Origin of the sequence: Pseudonocardia sp. (assembly GCF_050250275.1) — a bacterium.
In the GTDB taxonomy this organism is placed as follows: domain Bacteria; phylum Actinomycetota; class Actinomycetes; order Mycobacteriales; family Pseudonocardiaceae; genus Pseudonocardia.
In genome coordinates this window covers 162,728-177,995 of record NZ_JBFWOY010000002.1, presented here as the reverse complement: position 1 = coordinate 177,995, position 15,268 = coordinate 162,728, and the positions used below count along the sequence as shown (strand labels likewise).

Here is a 15,268-nt window from a genome sequence, read left to right as displayed (position 1 = left end):
CCCCCTTCCTCTCCTCCAGAAAGGGTCCTCATGGGACTGCTCGACGGTAAGCGCCTGCTGGTCACCGGTGTGATCACCGACGCCTCGCTGGCGTTCCACGCGGCCAAGATCGCCCAGGAACAGGGCGCCCGGGTCGTGTTGACGGGCTTCGGCCGGATGCGACTGGTCGAGCGCATCGCGCAGCGGCTGCCCGAGGCCGCGCCGGTCGTCGAGCTCGACGTGTCCGACCAGGCGCAGCTCGACTCGCTCGTGGAGCGGGTCAGCCCGCACCTGGGCGACGAGCCGGGTCTCGACGGCGTGCTGCACTCCATCGGGTTCGCTCCCGCCACGTGCCTGGGCGAGGGTGCGTTCCTGAACGCGCCGTGGGAGGACGTCGCGACGACCATCCAGGTCAGCGCGTACTCGTTCAAGTCGCTGTCGACGGCGCTGCTGCCGCTGCTCGGTCCGGGCAGCTCGATCGTCGGGATGGACTTCGACAACCGCCAGGCGTGGCCCGCCTACGACTGGATGGGCGTCGCGAAGTCGACGCTCGAGTCCGTCACCCGCTACCTGGCGCGGGACCTGGGCCCCAAGGGGATCCGGGTCAACCTGTGTGCCGCCGGCCCGGTCCGGACGATGGCGGCGAAGTCGATCCCCGGCTTCGCCGCGTTCGAGGACGCGTGGGACGGGCGTGCCCCGCTGGGGTGGGACGTCAACGACCCGACGCCCGTCGCGAAGACCGTGTGCGCCATGTTGTCCGACTGGCTGCCCGTCACCACCGGCTCGATGGTGATGGCGGACGGCGGGTTCCACGCCATCGGGGTGTGATGGGCGGGTGGATGTCGACGCACTGCTGGTGCTCTCGTTCGGTGGCCCCGAGGGCCTCGACGAGGTGCGCCCCTTCCTCGAGAACGTCGTGCGCGGGCGCAACGTGCCGCCCGAACGGCTCGACGAGGTCGAGGAGCACTACAAGCCCTTCGGTGGGGTCTCGCCGATCAACGCCCGCAACCGCGAGCTGATCGACGCGATCCGCACCCGCACCGACCTGCCGGTGTACTTCGGCAACCGCAACTGGCACCCCTTGGTCGAGGACACCGTCGCGGAGATGACCCGCGACGGTGTCCGCCGGGCCCTCGTCTTCGCGACCAGCGCCTACGGCGGCTACTCGGCCTGCCGCCAGTACCACGAGGACATCGCCCGCGGCCGCGCCGCCGCCGGGGACGGCGCGCCCGAGCTGGTCAAGCTGCGCCACTTCTACGACCATCCCGCGTTCATCGGCGCCAACGCCGACGCCGTGCGCGCCGCCCGCGAGTCGCTCCCGGCCGATGTCCGGGACGGCGCCCGCGTCGTGTTCACCGCGCACTCGATCCCCGTCGCCGCCGACGAGACCGACGGGGTCCCCGCCGAGGGCAACCACCGCTACTCCCGCCAGGTCGCCGAGGCGGCCCGCCTCGTCGCCGCCGAGCTGGGTCTCGACGGCTACGACCTGGTGTGGCAGTCGCGTTCCGGGCCGCCGCAGGTGCCGTGGCTGACCCCGGAGCCCGAGCCCACGGTCGAGGCCCTCGCCGAGGCCGGGGTGCCCGCGGTCGTCCTGGCGCCCATCGGGTTCGTCTCCGACCACGTCGAGGTCGTCTGGGATCTCGACGAGGAGCTGCGGGAGCTCGCCGTCGGCCTCGGGCTGGGGTTCGCCCGGGCGGCGACGGCGGGGCCGGATCCCCGTTTCGCGGACATGGTCGTCGAGCTGATGGCCGAGCACACCGACGGCGTCGCCGCCCGCGGGTCGGGCACCGTCGCGCGGGCGGGGTGCACCGTCAACGGGGCACCGTGCGCGGTGGACTGCTGCGTCCCGCGCCCGCGCCCGCGTCGCTGAGCGTGTGAGCGGCGATGGTCGTCGCGGCGGTCATCGTTGCTCACAGCCGTCCGTGGTCGCCCGCCGGCCGGCGGCGGCGATGGCGGCGGCGACGAGGTCGGCCGCCGTGGTGTCGCGGGTGCGCATGCCGCGGTCGTAGTGCTCGGTCGTCGTGATCGAGGCGTGGCCGACGTCCGCGCGTACGTGCTGGATGCGGGCGTCCTGTTCGAGCGCGATCGTCACGTAGGCGTGCCGCAGGGCGTGGGGGTGGATGTGGTCGGCGACGTCGGCCAGTTCGGGGCCGGCGGCGGCGGCGATGCGGCGCAGCAGCCGGTAGAGGTCGACGCGGGAGCAGCGGTGTCCGTCGCGGGTCGCGACGAGCGGTTGCGCGGTGGCTCTCGTCGTCCCGCGGCGGGCCGGGGTCGCGGTCGCGCCGGTCCGGTCCCGCTCGGCCAGATAATCCGACAGGGCTTCCCGGACGAGGTCGGTCACGTAGACCTCCCGGCGCACCCCTCCCTTGCCGTGTATCCGTAGGACCTGGTCGCCGCCGGTGCGGACCAGGTCGTCGCGGTCGAGACCGGTGAGCTCGGAGATCCGTAGCCCAAGGGTCAGCAGCGCGACCACGGCGCGGGCCCGCGTCGCGTAGAGCGCCCGGGTCGCGGGGGAGTGGCGCAGCGTCGTCGACGCGTCGAGCAGGGCGGCGACCTGTTCCGCGGTCAGCCGGATCGTCGGCGACGGCTCCCGTGTGCTGACGACGAGTCCCAGCCGTCGCCGGTCGATGGCGGCGGGGTTGGCGGTGACGGCACCGGTCTCGGCCAGGTGCCCGTAGAGCGCGGAGAGGGTCGCGAGCATCCGCTGCCGTGTCCGGCGGGCGGCCCCTGCCGCCGACAGGGCGTGCAGCCAGGCCTTGACGTGCGCGGACGTCGCCTGTCGGGGGTCGAGGTCGCGGGTGGCGCACCAGCGGAACCAGGCCAGCGCGTGCAGCGGGCCGGGGGCTGCGGCCGGCGGTGTCCGCGTCGACGGCGCGGGGCGCGGGGCGGCTCCCAGGGCGTCGACCCAGGCGATGGGCAGCCCCAGGGCGTAGGCGTAGGTGCGGCGGGTGCCGGCGTTGGCGTACTGGGCGAACCAGTCGAGCAGCTGCGCCCGCAGGGCGTCGGGGTCGGCGACCCCGGGCCATTCCTCGCCGGCCCGCTCCGCGACGGCGCGGCCGGGTGTCGTGGCGCGCGCTTCGAGCACCAGCAGGGGGTCGTCGATCACGGGCCCATCGTGGGGTCCGTCCCTGTCCGCGGACGGTCGCCACGCCGGTGTACCAACAAAATGATGGTTTCGTTGGTCGTAGCAACAGTTTTCCGAAACACCGAACTGGTTACAAGGTTTGAAACCTCCGAACGGATAGGGTCGGTCGGTGATCGACACGCAGGTCAGATGCGGGTACAGCCGATGCCGGGCCGAGCTGGAGCCGCCCGGCGCACGTGGCGGGCGGCCGCGCTCGTTCTGCCGCGACACCCGCTGGGACGGTGGGCGCACCTGCGCGCAGATGGCCCGCGCCGAACGGGAGGCCCTCGGGGCGCTCGGCCTGGACGCCTCCGGCACCGGGTTCGCCCTCGACGCCGACCGGCTGCGCGAGCACCTCGCGGCCCTGCAGGGCCCGGTGACCGCGCTGACCGATGCGCTCGCCGCCGTCGGCGCCCGCCTCGACGAGGTCGAGGCGCACGCCGTCGCAGCCGTCGAGAACGCCCAGCGCGAGACCGCCGCCGCCGCGACGGCCCGCGCCGCCGCCGAACAGGCCCGCGACGAGGCCGAACAGGCCGCCCGCCGCAGCCACGACCAGGCCGAGCAGGCCGACCGGGAGCGCGCCGACGCCGTCACCCGCGCCGCGGCCGCGGCCCGGCAGGCGATCGAGGCCACCGAGGAGCTCGGGGCCGCCCGCCAGCGCGCCGACGAGGCCACGGCAGCCCGGACCGCGGCCGAGGCCGCCACCGCGGCGGCCGACCGCGCCCGCGCCGACGCCGAGCGCCAGGCCCGCGAGCTGGCCGTCCGCGCCGAACGGGCCGAGGGCGAACGTGACGCCGCCGCCCGCCGCGCCGGCGAGTGGCAGGCCGAGGTCCAGGCCCTGCGCAGGCAGCGCGAGGAGGCCCGCGACGCCGTCGCGACCGCCCGCGGTGAGGCCGCCTCCGCGGCCGGGGCGGCGGAGGAGGCCGCCGCCGAGCTGGCCCGGGAGCGGGACGCGCGCACCGCGGCGGCCGCCGGCGCCGCCGCGGAGGCGGCCCGGCTGCGCGCCGAACGGGACGCCGCCCGCCGCGAGCTCGACGCGATGCGGGCCGCGCACGAGGACTCCGGGCCGGTGCGCGCCGAGCGGGATGCGCTGCGGCGCGAACGCGACGAGCTGCGCGGTGAGCTCGCCCTGGCCCGCGAGCGCGCGCTGCCCGACGACCTGCGCGCGCTGCTCGTCGCGACCCTGGCCGGTGACCGCGGGGCGGCCGGGGCTTTGGAGTGACCTCCAACCGCCGGTGCGTCGGGCCGTCGCCCCGGCCGCTGCCCCGTCCTTACCGTCGCCGCGGGGGCCGCCCGGCCCGTGACGACGGAAGGGGACATCGATGGCGTGGGACTTCTCCACGGATCCCGGGTTCGAGGACAAACTGGCGTGGGCCCGGGGGTTCGTCCGTGACGAGATCTACCCGCTGGAGGTGCTCGACCTCGACCACGAGGGGTTCCGCCGCGTCGCCGCGCCACTGCAGGAACAGGTCAAGGCCAACGGGTTGTGGGCGGCGCACCTGGACCCCGAGCTCGGCGGGCAGGGCTACGGACAGCTCAAGCTGGGCCTGCTGCACGAGGTACTGGGGGCCAGCGAGCTGGCGCCGTTCGTGTTCGGCTGCCAGGCCCCCGACTCCGGCAACGCCGAGCTGATCGCGGTCGCCGGCACGGCCGCGCAGCGCGAGCGGTGGATGCGTCCGCTGCTCGACGGTGAGCTGCTCAGCGCGTTCGCGATGACCGAGCAGGGCACCGGGTCCGACCCGCGCCAGCTCACGACGTCGGCACGGCTGGAGGGCGGTGCGGAGTCCGGGGAGTGGGTGATCGAGGGCCGCAAGTGGTGCGTCGGCAACGCCGGGCGCAGCGACTTCCACATCGTCATGGCCGTGACCGACCCCGACGCCGACCCGTACCACCGGATGTCGATGATCATCGTGCCGACGACGGTGCCGGGCATCGAGGTCCGCGAGCTCGGCCTGATGAACGACCCGAACCACGACATGCCGGTGTGGTCGCACGCCGAGGTCGGCTACCACGACGTCCGGGTGCCGGCGGCGAACCTGCTGGGCGGGCGCGGCGAGGCGTTCACGCTGGCCCAGAAGCGGCTGGGACCCGGACGCATCCACCACTGCATGCGCTGGATCGGGGTGTGCCGGCGGGCCTTCGACATGCTGTGCGAACGCGCGGTCAGCGTCGAGGTCCACGGCGGTCCGCTGGCCGACAAGCAGACCGTGCAGAACTGGGTCGCCGACAGCGCCGCCGCGATCGAGGCCGCCCGGCTGCTCACCCTCAAGGCCGCGTGGACGATCGACCAGGTCGGCGCGTCGGCGGCGCGCACGGAGATCGCCATGATCAAGTACTTCGGGGCGACCGTGCTGCACGACGTCATCGACCGCGCCGTCCAGGTCCACGGCTCGCTGGGCTTCTCCACCGACATGCCGCTCGAGCAGATGTACCGGTGGGCCCGCGCGGCGCGCATCTACGACGGCCCCGACGAGGTGCACCGGGTGACGGTGGCACGCCGGCTGCTGCGCGACTACCGGCCGACGATGCCGCCGACCGAGCACATCCCGACGCGGCGGGCCGCGGCGCTGGAGGCCTTCCGCGAGCGTTTCGACGCCGAGGCCGTCCAGTGAGCGACGCGGTGGGCGGCCCCGCGGCGCCCGGCGGGCGGGAGACCGACGTCGCGGCGCCGCTGGCGCGGTGGCTGGACCGCCACGTCGGCCCGCACGGCCCGTGGCGCAGCGCGCCGCTGGCCGGCGGGAACTCCAACGAGACGCACCTGCTGCGTGGCGGCGACGGGCGTCGCCACGTCCTGCGCCGCCCGCCACGGGCGGCGCTGTCGTCGTCGGCGCACGGGGTCGCGCGCGAGTTCGGCCTGCTCACGGCCCTGTACCCGACCGCGGTGCCGGTCCCACGCCCGATCGCGCTGTGCGAGGACCCGGCCGTCGCGGGCGCCCCGTTCCTGGTCATGGAGCACGTCGCCGACGCGCTGTCGGTCACCGACACCGTCCCGCCGGGCTGGGCGGGCGACCCGGGCGCGCTGACCCGCGCCGCCGACGACCTCGTCGACGCCCTCGCCGCCCTGCACCGTCTCGACCCCGCCGCGGTCGGGCCGGCGGGGTTCGGCAGGCCCGACGGGTTCCTGGGCCGCCAGCCGGGCCGGTGGTACGCGCACTGGGAGCAGGTCGCGTGCCGGCCGTTGCCGGCGATGGCGCCGTTGGCCCGGTGGCTGACCGACCGGCTCCCCGGCCCGGCGCCGACCGGGTTCCTGCACGGGGACTTCCACCTGGACAACTGCCTGTTCGACGCGGACACCCCGCGGTTGCGAGCGGTGATCGACTGGGAGCTCGCGACCGTCGGCGACCCGCTGCTGGACGTGGGGCTGCTCCTCGCGTTCTGGGGCGAGCGCCCGGGCGCGGCGGTCGCGATGCCCGCGGTGCAGGGGGTGTCGCGGCTACCGGGTGCGCCGCCGCGCGAGCACCTGCTGGAGCGCTACGAGTCGGCCGTGGGGCGGCCCGTCGGCGACCTGGCCTACTACCGGGTGCTGGCGCTCTACAAGCTCGCCGCGATCGTCGAGGGCGCCTACGCGCAGTTCCGGGCGGGGGCACTCGACACGCCCTACGCCGCCGCGCTCGAGCACGACGTGCCCGCGCTGCTCGACGAGGCGATGGCGTGTGCCGGGCTCGCCGCCGGGCGCCGCTGACCGTTGTCGCCCCCATCAGTTTGTGGAGATCCACAAGTCGGCGACGACGTCGCACTGTGACGGGCGTCGCGCGTCACGCATGCTCGGCCCGTCACCGACTCGATCCGCTGCGCGACGACGCGCACCGACGAGGGAGCCCCCCGTGAGAGACGGCTGCAACTTCGGCCTCTGGTACGACTTCCGCAATCCCGCCGCCTGGCGGCGCCCGTTCAGCTCGGTCTACCGCGAGTCGCTGGACCAGATCGCCTGGGCCGAGCGGCTCGGCCTGGACTCGGTCTGGCTGACCGAGCACCACTTCTGCGACGACGGGTACACCCCGTCGCCGTTCACGTTGGCCGGCGCCGTCGGCGAACGGACCTCGACGATGCGGATCGGCACGAACCTCATCGTGCTGCCGCTGCACGACCCCGTCCGGGTGGCCGAGGACGCCGCGACGGTCTCGCTGCTCACCGGCGGCCGGTTCGACCTGGGTGTCGGGCTCGGCTACTGGGGACGGGAGTTCGCCGCGTTCGGTCGCGACCTGCGGCACCGGCCCAGCCTGTTCGAGGAGGGCATCGCCCTGATCCGGCGCGCCTGGTCGGGTTCGGACGAGCCGTTCGAGGGCCGCCGGTTCAGCTTCCCGGCGGTGCCGGTGACCCCGGTGCCGGAGCAGGCCCCGAGGCTGCTCATCGGGGCGATGGCCGACGTGGCGATCGACCGCGCCGCACGGCTGGGCGACGGGTTCCTCAGCACCCAGAACCATCACCACCAGAGCTACGTCGACGCGCTGGCCCGCCACGACACCCCCGCCGACCGCAGCGCGATCATGGCCGGCCAGTGGGCCGTCATCGCCGAGGACCCGGAGCGCGAGTGGGCCCGCATCGGCGAGCACGCGCTCTACCAACTCAACGAGTACATCGGCTGGGGTGCGTTCGGCCCGCCCGACCAGGTCCCGACGTTCGCCGACGCGGACCAGATCGTCGCCGCGGGCGCCTACACGCTCTGGGATCCGGCCACCGCCGTCGACGAGCTGACCCGGCTGCTGCTCGACCGGCCCGAGATCGAGGACGTGCACTTCTGGGCGCAGCTGCCGGGGGAGAGCGTCGAGAGCGGCAACGCCCGGATCGAGCTGCTGGCCGAGAAGGTCCTCCCGCAGGTCCGGGAGCGGCTGGCCGCGGCCCGCGAGCCCGCGGTCACGTGAGCGTGCCGGCGACGCGCCGCCGCGGGTCCGGTCTGCCGGGCCCGCGCGGCGGGGGAGCGCGGGTGAGGTGATGACGCAGCACCCGCTGCTGGTCACGAGCTTCCTCGACCGGGCGGAGCAGATGTTCGGCGGCACCGCGGTCGTCGGGTACGAGGGCGGGCGGGAGGTGCACCGCAGCACCTACCGCGAGCACGCCGCCCGGGTCCGGCGGCTCGCCGGGGCCCTGGTGGAGCTGGGCGTGCGGCCCGGTGACCGGGTCGCGACGTGCTGCTGGAACCACCACCGGCACCTGGAGCTGTACTCGGCGGTGCCGTTGGCGGGCGGTGTGCTGCACACCGTCAACCTCCGGTTGGGTCCCGACGAGATCGGCTACGTCGTCGGGCACGCCGAGGACACCGTGCTCGTCGTCGACGCGTCGCTGCTGCCGCAGGTGGAGCGGGCCCGGCGGGAACGGCCGGGGATGCGTGTCGTCGTCACCGACGGCGGCGCCGGACCCGGCACCCTGGCCTACGAGGACCTCGTGGCCGGCGGCGAGCCGCTCACCGGGGCGCCACCGGTGGCCGAGGACGACCTCGCCGCGCTCTGCTACACCTCCGGTACGACCGGCACCCCGAAGGGTGTCGGCTACAGCCACCGCGCGCTGTTCCTGCATACGTTCGCCGCGTGCCTGGCCGACGGGCACGCGATCAGCGAGCGCGACACCGTGCTGCACGTGGTGCCGATGTTCCACGCCAACGCCTGGGGCATCCCGTTCGCGGCCCTGATGGCGGGGGCGGCGCAGGTGCTGCCGGGGCCGCACCCGTCGGTCGCCGACATCGCGGCGGCGATCACCGGCGAGCGGGTCAGCTACACCGGGATGGTGCCGACCGTCGCGGTCGACCTGGTCGCCCACGCCCGGGCCACCGGCGCCGACCTGCGCAGCCTGCGTGCGCTCGTGCTCGGCGGCTCCCCGCCGTCGGACGAGCTGCTGCGCGCGCTCGACGAGCTGGGGGTCGCGACCTACCAGGGCTGGGGGATGACCGAGATCTCGCCGATGGGCACGTTCTCGCGGCCCACCCCGGCGGCCGAGGCCGATCCCGCCGCCCGGCGGGCCGCCGTCCGCACCCTGGGGCGGCTGGTGGCGGGTGTGGTGTGGGGGCTGGTCGACCCCGCCGTCGTGGCGGCGGGGCGGTTGCGCGCCGACGCGCACGACGGTGTCGCGACCGGCGAGCTGCTGCTGCGCGGGCCGTGGGTCGCCGACCACTACTACCGCGACGAGCGGCCCGAGTCGTTCGTCGACGGGTGGCTGCGGACCGGGGACGTCGCGACCATCGACCCCGACGGCTACCTGCGCATCGTCGACCGTGCCAAGGACCTGATCAAGAGCGGCGGCGAGTGGATCAGCTCGGCCGCGCTCGAGCAGGCCGTGCTCACCCATCCGGGGGTGAGCGAGGCGGCGGTCGTCGCGGTGCCGCACGAGCGCTGGCAGGAACGCCCGCTGGCCGTCGTCGTCACCGCCGCGGGCGCCGCCCCGACCGGCGAGGAGCTGCGCGCCCACCTGGCCGGGCAGGTGCCGCGCTGGTGGCTGCCCGACCGCGTCGAGTTCGTCGACGCACTGCCGCGCACGAGCGTCGGCAAGATCGACAAGCGGGCGCTGCGGGGCCGCTTCGGCGCCGCCGCTCCCGACCGACCCCCGTCACCCGTCCAGTGAGGAGCTGACCATGGCCAGTCTCGACGTCGAGGGATCGCGCCGGATCCACTTCGAGCACCATCCCGGTACCGGGACCCCCGTCGTGCTCGTGCACGGCTGGGCGGTCAACGGGCGCTGCTGGGACACCGTCGCGCCCGCCCTGCGCGCCGCCGGGCACGAGGTCGTCGTGCTCGACCTGCGCTGCTGCGGCCGCTCCGACCTCGACTTCACCGACGTGTCGATCGAGGCGATGGCGGGCGACGTCGTCGCGGTGTGCGAGCACCTGGGGCTGGACCACCCGGTGGTCAACGGCTGGTCCCTCGGCGGTGCCGTCGCGGCGGCCGCCGTCGCCCGGCTCGGCGCCGCCGCCGGCGGGCTGGTGCTCACCGGGGGCGCCACCCCGCGCTACACCGCGGCACCGGACTGGCCCCACGGCGGGACCGTCGACGACGTCGAGGGTGTGCTGGGCGCGGCGGCGGCCGACCGGGCCTCGACGTTCCGCGGGGTCACCCAGGCCGTCTGGGCCGCCCCGGCCGGCGACGACGTGAACAACTGGATGTGGGCGATGTTCATGGCGGCCGGGACGCGGGTCGACGACTCGCTGCGCGACCTCGCCACGACCGACCAGCGCGACCTGCTGCGCGGGCTGACCGTTCCGGTCCTGCTGCTGCACGGGCGCCAGGACGCGTTCGTCCCCTTCGACGGCGCCGAGGCCGCCGCGGCGCTGATCCCCGACGCCCGCCTCGTCGCGTTCGACGCCAGCGGGCACGCGCCGTTCCTGGAGGAGCGCGACCGCTACCTGACCGAGCTGCTCGGTCACCTCAAGCGATGACCTGGCTGGTCACCGGTGGGTCGCGCGGTATCGGCAAGGCCGTCGTCGACAAGGTCACGAAGGGCGGTGGGCGGGTCGCGGTGCTGGCCCGCAAGCCCGCCACCGAGCCCTACGCGGTGCCCGACCTCGTCCGGGAGTTCGCGTGCGACGTCACCAGCACCGAGGCGGTGACCGCGGCGGTCGCCCGCGTCGCCGACGAGCTCGGCGGCCCCGACGTCGTGGTGAACTGCGCCGGGGCGCACCGCGGGGGACGGGTGACGAGCCTGAGCCGCGAAGCCTGGGACGAGGTCGTGGCCACCAACCTCACCGGGGCCTTCGAGGTCTGCCGCGCCGTCGTGGGCCGGTTGTCGCCGGGAGCGGCGATCATCAACGTCGGTGCCGTCGTCGGGTTCCGCGGGTTCCCCGGCGACGTCGCCTACGGTGCGGCGAAGGCCGGGCTCAGCGGCCTGACCCAGGTCCTCGCCGTGGAGCTGGCGCCCGCCCGGGTGCGGGTCAACCTCGTGGTCCCCGGGTTCGTGGAGACCGACATGACGGCGGGGCTGAGCGGGCCGGCGCGGGAACGGATCCTCGCGGCCATCCCCGCGGGGCGGGTCGGCGCCCCCGAGGAGATCGCCGACGTGGTCGTCGCCGTGGCCGGGGCGACCTACATGACCGGCGCGGTCGTGCCGGTCGACGGCGGGCTGCTCGCGTCCTTCGGTGGGCTCGCCCGCTGACACCCGCGCGACCGGGGGCAGACCGCCGGCCCGGCCCGGATCCCAGAGGTACCAACCCGATCCCCAACGAAGAGGAGAGTCATGGACGTCGGTGTGCTGCTCGTGTTCCAGAACTGGTTCGAGGACATGAGCGACGAAGAGGTCTTCGGCAACGACATGGAGCTCGGCGTGCTGGCCGAGCAGTACGGGTTCGACTCGGTGTGGTCGGCCGAGCACCATTTCGACGACTACTCGATGTGCCCGGACAACCTGCAGATCATGACCTACCTGGCGGCGAAGACGTCGCGGGTGAAGCTGGGCACGGGCGCGGTGATCCTGCCGTGGAACGACCCGCTGCGCGTGGTCGAGAAGGCCGTCGTGCTCGACAACCTCTCCGGCGGGCGGGTCCTGCTCGGGATGGGCCGGGGCCTGGCGAAGATGGAGTACGAGGGCTTCGGCACGCCGATGGACGAGGCCCGGCCCCGGTTCAACGAGGCCGCCGAGATGATCATCCGCGGCCTCCGGGACGGGTACGTGGAGAACGACGGGCCGATCTACAAGCAGCCACGGGTCCAGGTCCGGCCCGGCCCGCGTCCCGGCCGTGACTGGGACGGCAGGCTGTTCGGGGTGGCGATGTCGCCGGACTCCATCCCGGTCGTCGCCGACCTCGGCGCCCAGCTCATGACGTTCATGCAGTACGACACCGCCACCCACGCCGAGGCCGTGAACCGGTGGCGCGAGCTGCACCGGGCCAAGCACGGCACCGAGCCCGGCCCGCCGCTGCTGCAGGACTTCACCTACTGCCACGAGGACCCGGACGAGGCCAAGGCGATCGCGACGGAGTACATCTCCAAGTACTTCCTGTCGGTGATCAAGCACTACGACTTCGCGGGCAAGCACTGGCGCGAGACCAAGGGCTACGAGACCTACCAGGTCGGCGCGGACATGATCCGCGAGGCGGGCATGGAGGTGGCGGCCAACGCCTACGTCGACGCCAACGTCTACGGCACGCCCGAGCAGATCCTCGGCAAGTACGAGGAGCGCCGCGACGCGATGGGCGACTTCATGGCCAACCTCGCGTTCTCCTACGCCGGGCTGCCCTACGACAAGGTGCACGCCAGCATGAAGCTGTTCGGCGAGAAGGTCGTGCCGCAGCTGCAGAAGATGAAGGCGCGCACGGGCGCCGCGGCCTGAGGCGCGCGGCTGCCGGGACGGGGCGCGGCGCAGCGTTTCCGTCCCGGCGCCGCCGCAGGCAGACTGGGTCGTGGGCGGTCGCCGGACGTCGGAGGTGGAATGCGTGACGGGCTCGGTGGCACACCGCGGTGGGGTGGGGCCGGCGCGGGCGCGCAGCCGCGAACGTGAGGTCATCGCCGCGTTCGCCGAGATCACCACCGAGGCGATCACCGCGCCCGGCCTGCAGGACCTGCTCCAGCTCATCGGCCGTCAGCTGTGCCGGTTGCTGGCCGTGCACCGCTGCTCGCTCTACCTGCGCCGGGGCGAACGGTTCAGCGGGGCGGCCGGGCACTGCGAGATCGAGGGGGACATCTCCGCGGCCGTGCAGGCCCAGGAGGCGGGCATCGCGGGTGACGCGTTCAGCCAGGAGGTCATCGCCACCCGGCGGCCGGTGCTGATCAGCGACGTGCCCGCCGACCCCCGGCCGCACCGGCGCACGATGGAGCACTGGCGGGTGCAGGCGATGCTCGGCGTCCCGCTGGTGTTCGACGGCGACGTCATCGGGCTGATCTTCGTCGACAACGTGGAGGAGGCGCACACCTACTCCGAGGACGACGTCGGGCTCGCGGAGCTGTTCGGCCGGCTGGCCGCGATCTTCATCCGGCAGGCGGTGCTCAACAGCCAGCTCGCGGCGAAGGCCGCCGAGGTGGTGCGGCAGAAGAACACCCTCGGCTACCTCGCGACCGTCCACCACAAGCTCACCGACGCCGTCCTCGAGGGCGCGGACATCGGCGCGGTGGTGACGATGCTCAGCGACCTGGCCGCCAAGCCGGTGGTGCTCTACGACGAGGCGTTCGGGGTGCTGGCCTGGGCGGCGCCGGCGGCGCTGCGGATGACCGCGCCGCCCGTGCTCGACCGCCGCACCCGCGAGCACCCGGCGGTGCGCACCGCGCTCACCGCCCTGTCGGCCAGCCGGCCGTCGACGGTCGTGCCGATGTTGCCGGCCGTCGGGTTCGGCCGCCGCCACCAGCTGACCCGGCTGACGATCGAGGGCAGGCCGGGCGGGTACCTGGCCGTGGTCGAGGTGGGCCGGGGCCTGAGCGACCTCGACGCGAAGCTCGCCGAGAGCGGCGCGACGGTGCTGGCCCTGCAGATCCTCTCCGAGCGGCGCCAGATCGAGGCGGAGGGCCAGGCCCGCGACGACTTCCTGTCCGATCTGCTGCGCAGCACCCGCGACGAGGCGCAGCTGCTGCGGCGGGCCCCACAGTTCGGGGTCGACCTGTCCGAGCCGCACGTGATCGTCCGGCTGGCCGTGGGCGGGGGCGTCTCGCAGCTGAGCGCCTCGGCGGGGCGCGGGTTGCTGGTGCGCCGGTTCGCCGCGGTGCTCGGCGGGGCCGAGCCGCCCGCGGTCGGGCTGCCGGGCGCGGTGGTCGTGCTCGTGCGCCTCGGGGGGCGGGTGGTCGGGCCCGCGGAGCTGCGCGAGCACGTCGCCGAGGTGCTGGCGTCCGTGGGCCCGCAGCTGGACGTGCGGACCGCGGTGGTGTCACGGGTGTGCCGGGCGGCCGCGGACTTCCCGCGGGCGCACCGCGAGCTGCGCGAGGTCGAGGAGCTCGCCGCGTCGTTCGGCTGGCGTGACGGCGTGCGCACCGTCGACGAGCTGGGCCTGTTCCGGGTGGTGATGAACAGCGGCCAGGTCAAGGAGGCGGTGCGGTTCGCCCACGAGCTGGTCGCGCCGCTGCGCGCCCACGAGGCGGACGACGGCCCGCTGCTCACGACGTGGCGGGCGTTCGTGGCGGTCGAGGGCAGGGTGCAGGCCGCGGCCAAGGCGCTCGGCGTCCACGAGAACACCGTCCGCTACCGGTTGGGTCGCGTCCGCGAGCTGACCGGTACCGACCCGGCGGAGCTCGACGCGCTGCTCGCCGCCCGGCTGGCCTTCCAGGTCCTCGACCTCGCGGGCTGGTGAGCCTCAGACCGCCGGGCTGGTGGCCAGTACCCGCACCGCCTCGGCGACGGCGGCGCGCCGGGCCACCCGGACCGCCGCCTCGATGGGGCGCAAGGCGTCCCGGCGGGCACCGGCGGCCGATGCCGAGAGCGCACCGCCCGGTTCGTCGACCGACGCCGCGGCGAGGATCGCATCGACCTCGTCGGCGTGCTGGAGCACCCGCAGCGACTGGCCGGGCATCCCGTCGGGCCACAGCGACCGGGGCCGCGACCGCAGCGCGGCGGCGATCTCCTCGCGCACCCCGGGCCGGTGCCGCGCGACGCCCAGCGAGGTCAGCACGGACGCGGACTGGCGGACCTGGTCGCGCAGGTCGAACTCGGCGTGGTTGAGCGGCACGTACTCGACGGGTGGGAGCTGGTCGCGCACGACGTGGACGGTCCAGCGCAGTACCCCGTCGGCGACGATGCCCGGGACGGCCCCGAGGCTCGCCTCGGGGAACAGGACCCCCTCACCGGCGGCGAGCGCGGCGTCGGAGAAGGCGCCGGGGCCGGGCAGGCCGCGGATGTCGCCGGCGACGGGCAGCACGAGCCGGGCCTGGCCGCGGGGCGCGGACCGGCGCAGCGCGGCGAGCAGGAACGTCAGCGACGACGGGGGCCGCGTCGGCAGCGGCAGGTCCGTCACGTCGGCGGCGGTGTCGTCGGCGGCGACGACGTCGTGGGCGTCGGCCCAGGGCGCCAGGGCGTCGAGGACGTCGTCGGGTGCCGCGGCACCGGCCAGCCAGGCGGAGGCCCACACCGTCAGGGTCGCGGAGGGACGAGACACGCGAGTCAGGCTACGCAACACAGGCGGGCGACGGCACGACCGCCGTGTGGGTGAGAGTGGACACGGCGTGTGATCGCCCGGTTTCCGCCGGTCACGACCGGTCGGTCCCGGTGACGGCGGGTGCGTCCGGCGTGTCGCCCCGATGGTGGTTCCGGGGCGGGGTAGAAAACGGC

At 74.8% G+C, this 15,268-nt stretch carries 13 protein-coding genes; 11 read left to right on the top strand and 2 right to left on the bottom strand.

Going from position 1 to position 15,268, the window contains the following annotated elements:
- Positions 1-30: 30 nt before the first annotated feature.
- Together fabI and AB7F12_RS02910 are read left to right on the top strand one after the other, a co-directional pair.
- Complete coding sequence (fabI, locus tag AB7F12_RS02915) at positions 31-807, top strand: enoyl-ACP reductase FabI (RefSeq protein ID WP_428496603.1); 777 nt, start codon at positions 31-33, stop codon at positions 805-807.
- A gap of 7 nt (positions 808-814) precedes the next feature.
- Entirely contained in the window at positions 815-1,849 is a 1,035-nt protein-coding gene (locus AB7F12_RS02910) for a ferrochelatase (RefSeq protein WP_428496602.1), read from the top strand.
- A 30-nt stretch (positions 1,850-1,879) separates the two neighbouring features.
- Here the strand turns inward: AB7F12_RS02910 and AB7F12_RS02905 are convergent, their stop codons facing one another.
- Entirely contained in the window at positions 1,880-3,085 is a 1,206-nt protein-coding gene (locus tag AB7F12_RS02905) for a tyrosine-type recombinase/integrase (RefSeq protein ID WP_428496601.1), read from the bottom strand.
- 148 nt (positions 3,086-3,233) lie between these two features.
- Between AB7F12_RS02905 and AB7F12_RS02900 the strand changes: the two genes are divergently transcribed.
- From AB7F12_RS02900 to AB7F12_RS02860, 9 genes are all read left to right on the top strand, one after another.
- Entirely contained in the window at positions 3,234-4,325 is a 1,092-nt protein-coding gene (locus AB7F12_RS02900) for a response regulator receiver protein (RefSeq protein ID WP_428496600.1), read from the top strand.
- A 100-nt stretch (positions 4,326-4,425) separates the two neighbouring features.
- Positions 4,426-5,715 (top strand): acyl-CoA dehydrogenase family protein, encoded by a 1,290-nt coding sequence (locus AB7F12_RS02895; RefSeq protein WP_428496599.1) that lies wholly within the window; start codon positions 4,426-4,428, stop codon positions 5,713-5,715.
- The gene (locus AB7F12_RS02890; protein WP_428496598.1) at positions 5,712-6,785 is read left to right on the top strand and encodes a phosphotransferase family protein; all 1,074 of its coding nucleotides are present in this window, start codon (positions 5,712-5,714) and stop codon (positions 6,783-6,785) included. Before AB7F12_RS02895 ends, AB7F12_RS02890 begins: the two co-directional genes overlap by 4 nt.
- A gap of 142 nt (positions 6,786-6,927) precedes the next feature.
- The gene (locus AB7F12_RS02885; protein ID WP_428496597.1) at positions 6,928-7,965 is read left to right on the top strand and encodes an LLM class flavin-dependent oxidoreductase; all 1,038 of its coding nucleotides are present in this window, start codon (positions 6,928-6,930) and stop codon (positions 7,963-7,965) included.
- A gap of 70 nt (positions 7,966-8,035) precedes the next feature.
- Positions 8,036-9,655: a long-chain fatty acid--CoA ligase gene (locus AB7F12_RS02880; RefSeq protein ID WP_428517858.1), complete on the top strand. Its 1,620-nt coding sequence runs from the start codon at positions 8,036-8,038 to the stop codon at positions 9,653-9,655.
- A 10-nt stretch (positions 9,656-9,665) separates the two neighbouring features.
- Positions 9,666-10,466: an alpha/beta fold hydrolase gene (locus tag AB7F12_RS02875; protein WP_428496595.1), complete on the top strand. Its 801-nt coding sequence runs from the start codon at positions 9,666-9,668 to the stop codon at positions 10,464-10,466.
- A complete protein-coding gene (locus tag AB7F12_RS02870; protein ID WP_428496594.1) occupies positions 10,463-11,179 on the top strand; it encodes an SDR family oxidoreductase in 717 nt (238 codons plus the stop codon). Before AB7F12_RS02875 ends, AB7F12_RS02870 begins: the two co-directional genes overlap by 4 nt.
- Before the next feature lie 81 nt (positions 11,180-11,260).
- On the top strand, positions 11,261-12,352 hold the full coding sequence (locus AB7F12_RS02865) for an LLM class flavin-dependent oxidoreductase (protein WP_428496593.1): 1,092 nt from the start codon (positions 11,261-11,263) through the stop codon (positions 12,350-12,352).
- Positions 12,353-12,455: 103 nt separating this feature from the next.
- The gene (locus AB7F12_RS02860) at positions 12,456-14,294 is read left to right on the top strand and encodes a GAF domain-containing protein (protein ID WP_428496592.1); all 1,839 of its coding nucleotides are present in this window, start codon (positions 12,456-12,458) and stop codon (positions 14,292-14,294) included.
- Positions 14,295-14,297: 3 nt separating this feature from the next.
- Here AB7F12_RS02860 and AB7F12_RS02855 read toward each other — a convergent pair whose 3' ends face one another.
- On the bottom strand, positions 14,298-15,095 hold the full coding sequence (locus tag AB7F12_RS02855; protein ID WP_428496591.1) for a hypothetical protein: 798 nt from the start codon (positions 15,093-15,095) through the stop codon (positions 14,298-14,300).
- Positions 15,096-15,268 lie beyond the last annotated feature (173 nt).

What these genes read in the sequence shown, in the direction of transcription:
- AB7F12_RS02895 (WP_428496599.1), top strand. Translation starts at nt 4,426, where the DNA reads ATGGCGTGGGACTTCTCCACGGATCCCGGGTTCGAGGACAAACTGGCG.
- AB7F12_RS02875 (WP_428496595.1), top strand. Translation starts at nt 9,666, where the DNA reads ATGGCCAGTCTCGACGTCGAGGGATCGCGCCGGATCCACTTCGAGCAC.
- AB7F12_RS02870 (WP_428496594.1), top strand. Translation starts at nt 10,463, where the DNA reads ATGACCTGGCTGGTCACCGGTGGGTCGCGCGGTATCGGCAAGGCCGTC.
- fabI (WP_428496603.1), top strand. Translation starts at nt 31, where the DNA reads ATGGGACTGCTCGACGGTAAGCGCCTGCTGGTCACCGGTGTGATCACC.
- AB7F12_RS02880 (WP_428517858.1), top strand. Translation starts at nt 8,036, where the DNA reads ATGACGCAGCACCCGCTGCTGGTCACGAGCTTCCTCGACCGGGCGGAG.
- AB7F12_RS02865 (WP_428496593.1), top strand. Translation starts at nt 11,261, where the DNA reads ATGGACGTCGGTGTGCTGCTCGTGTTCCAGAACTGGTTCGAGGACATG.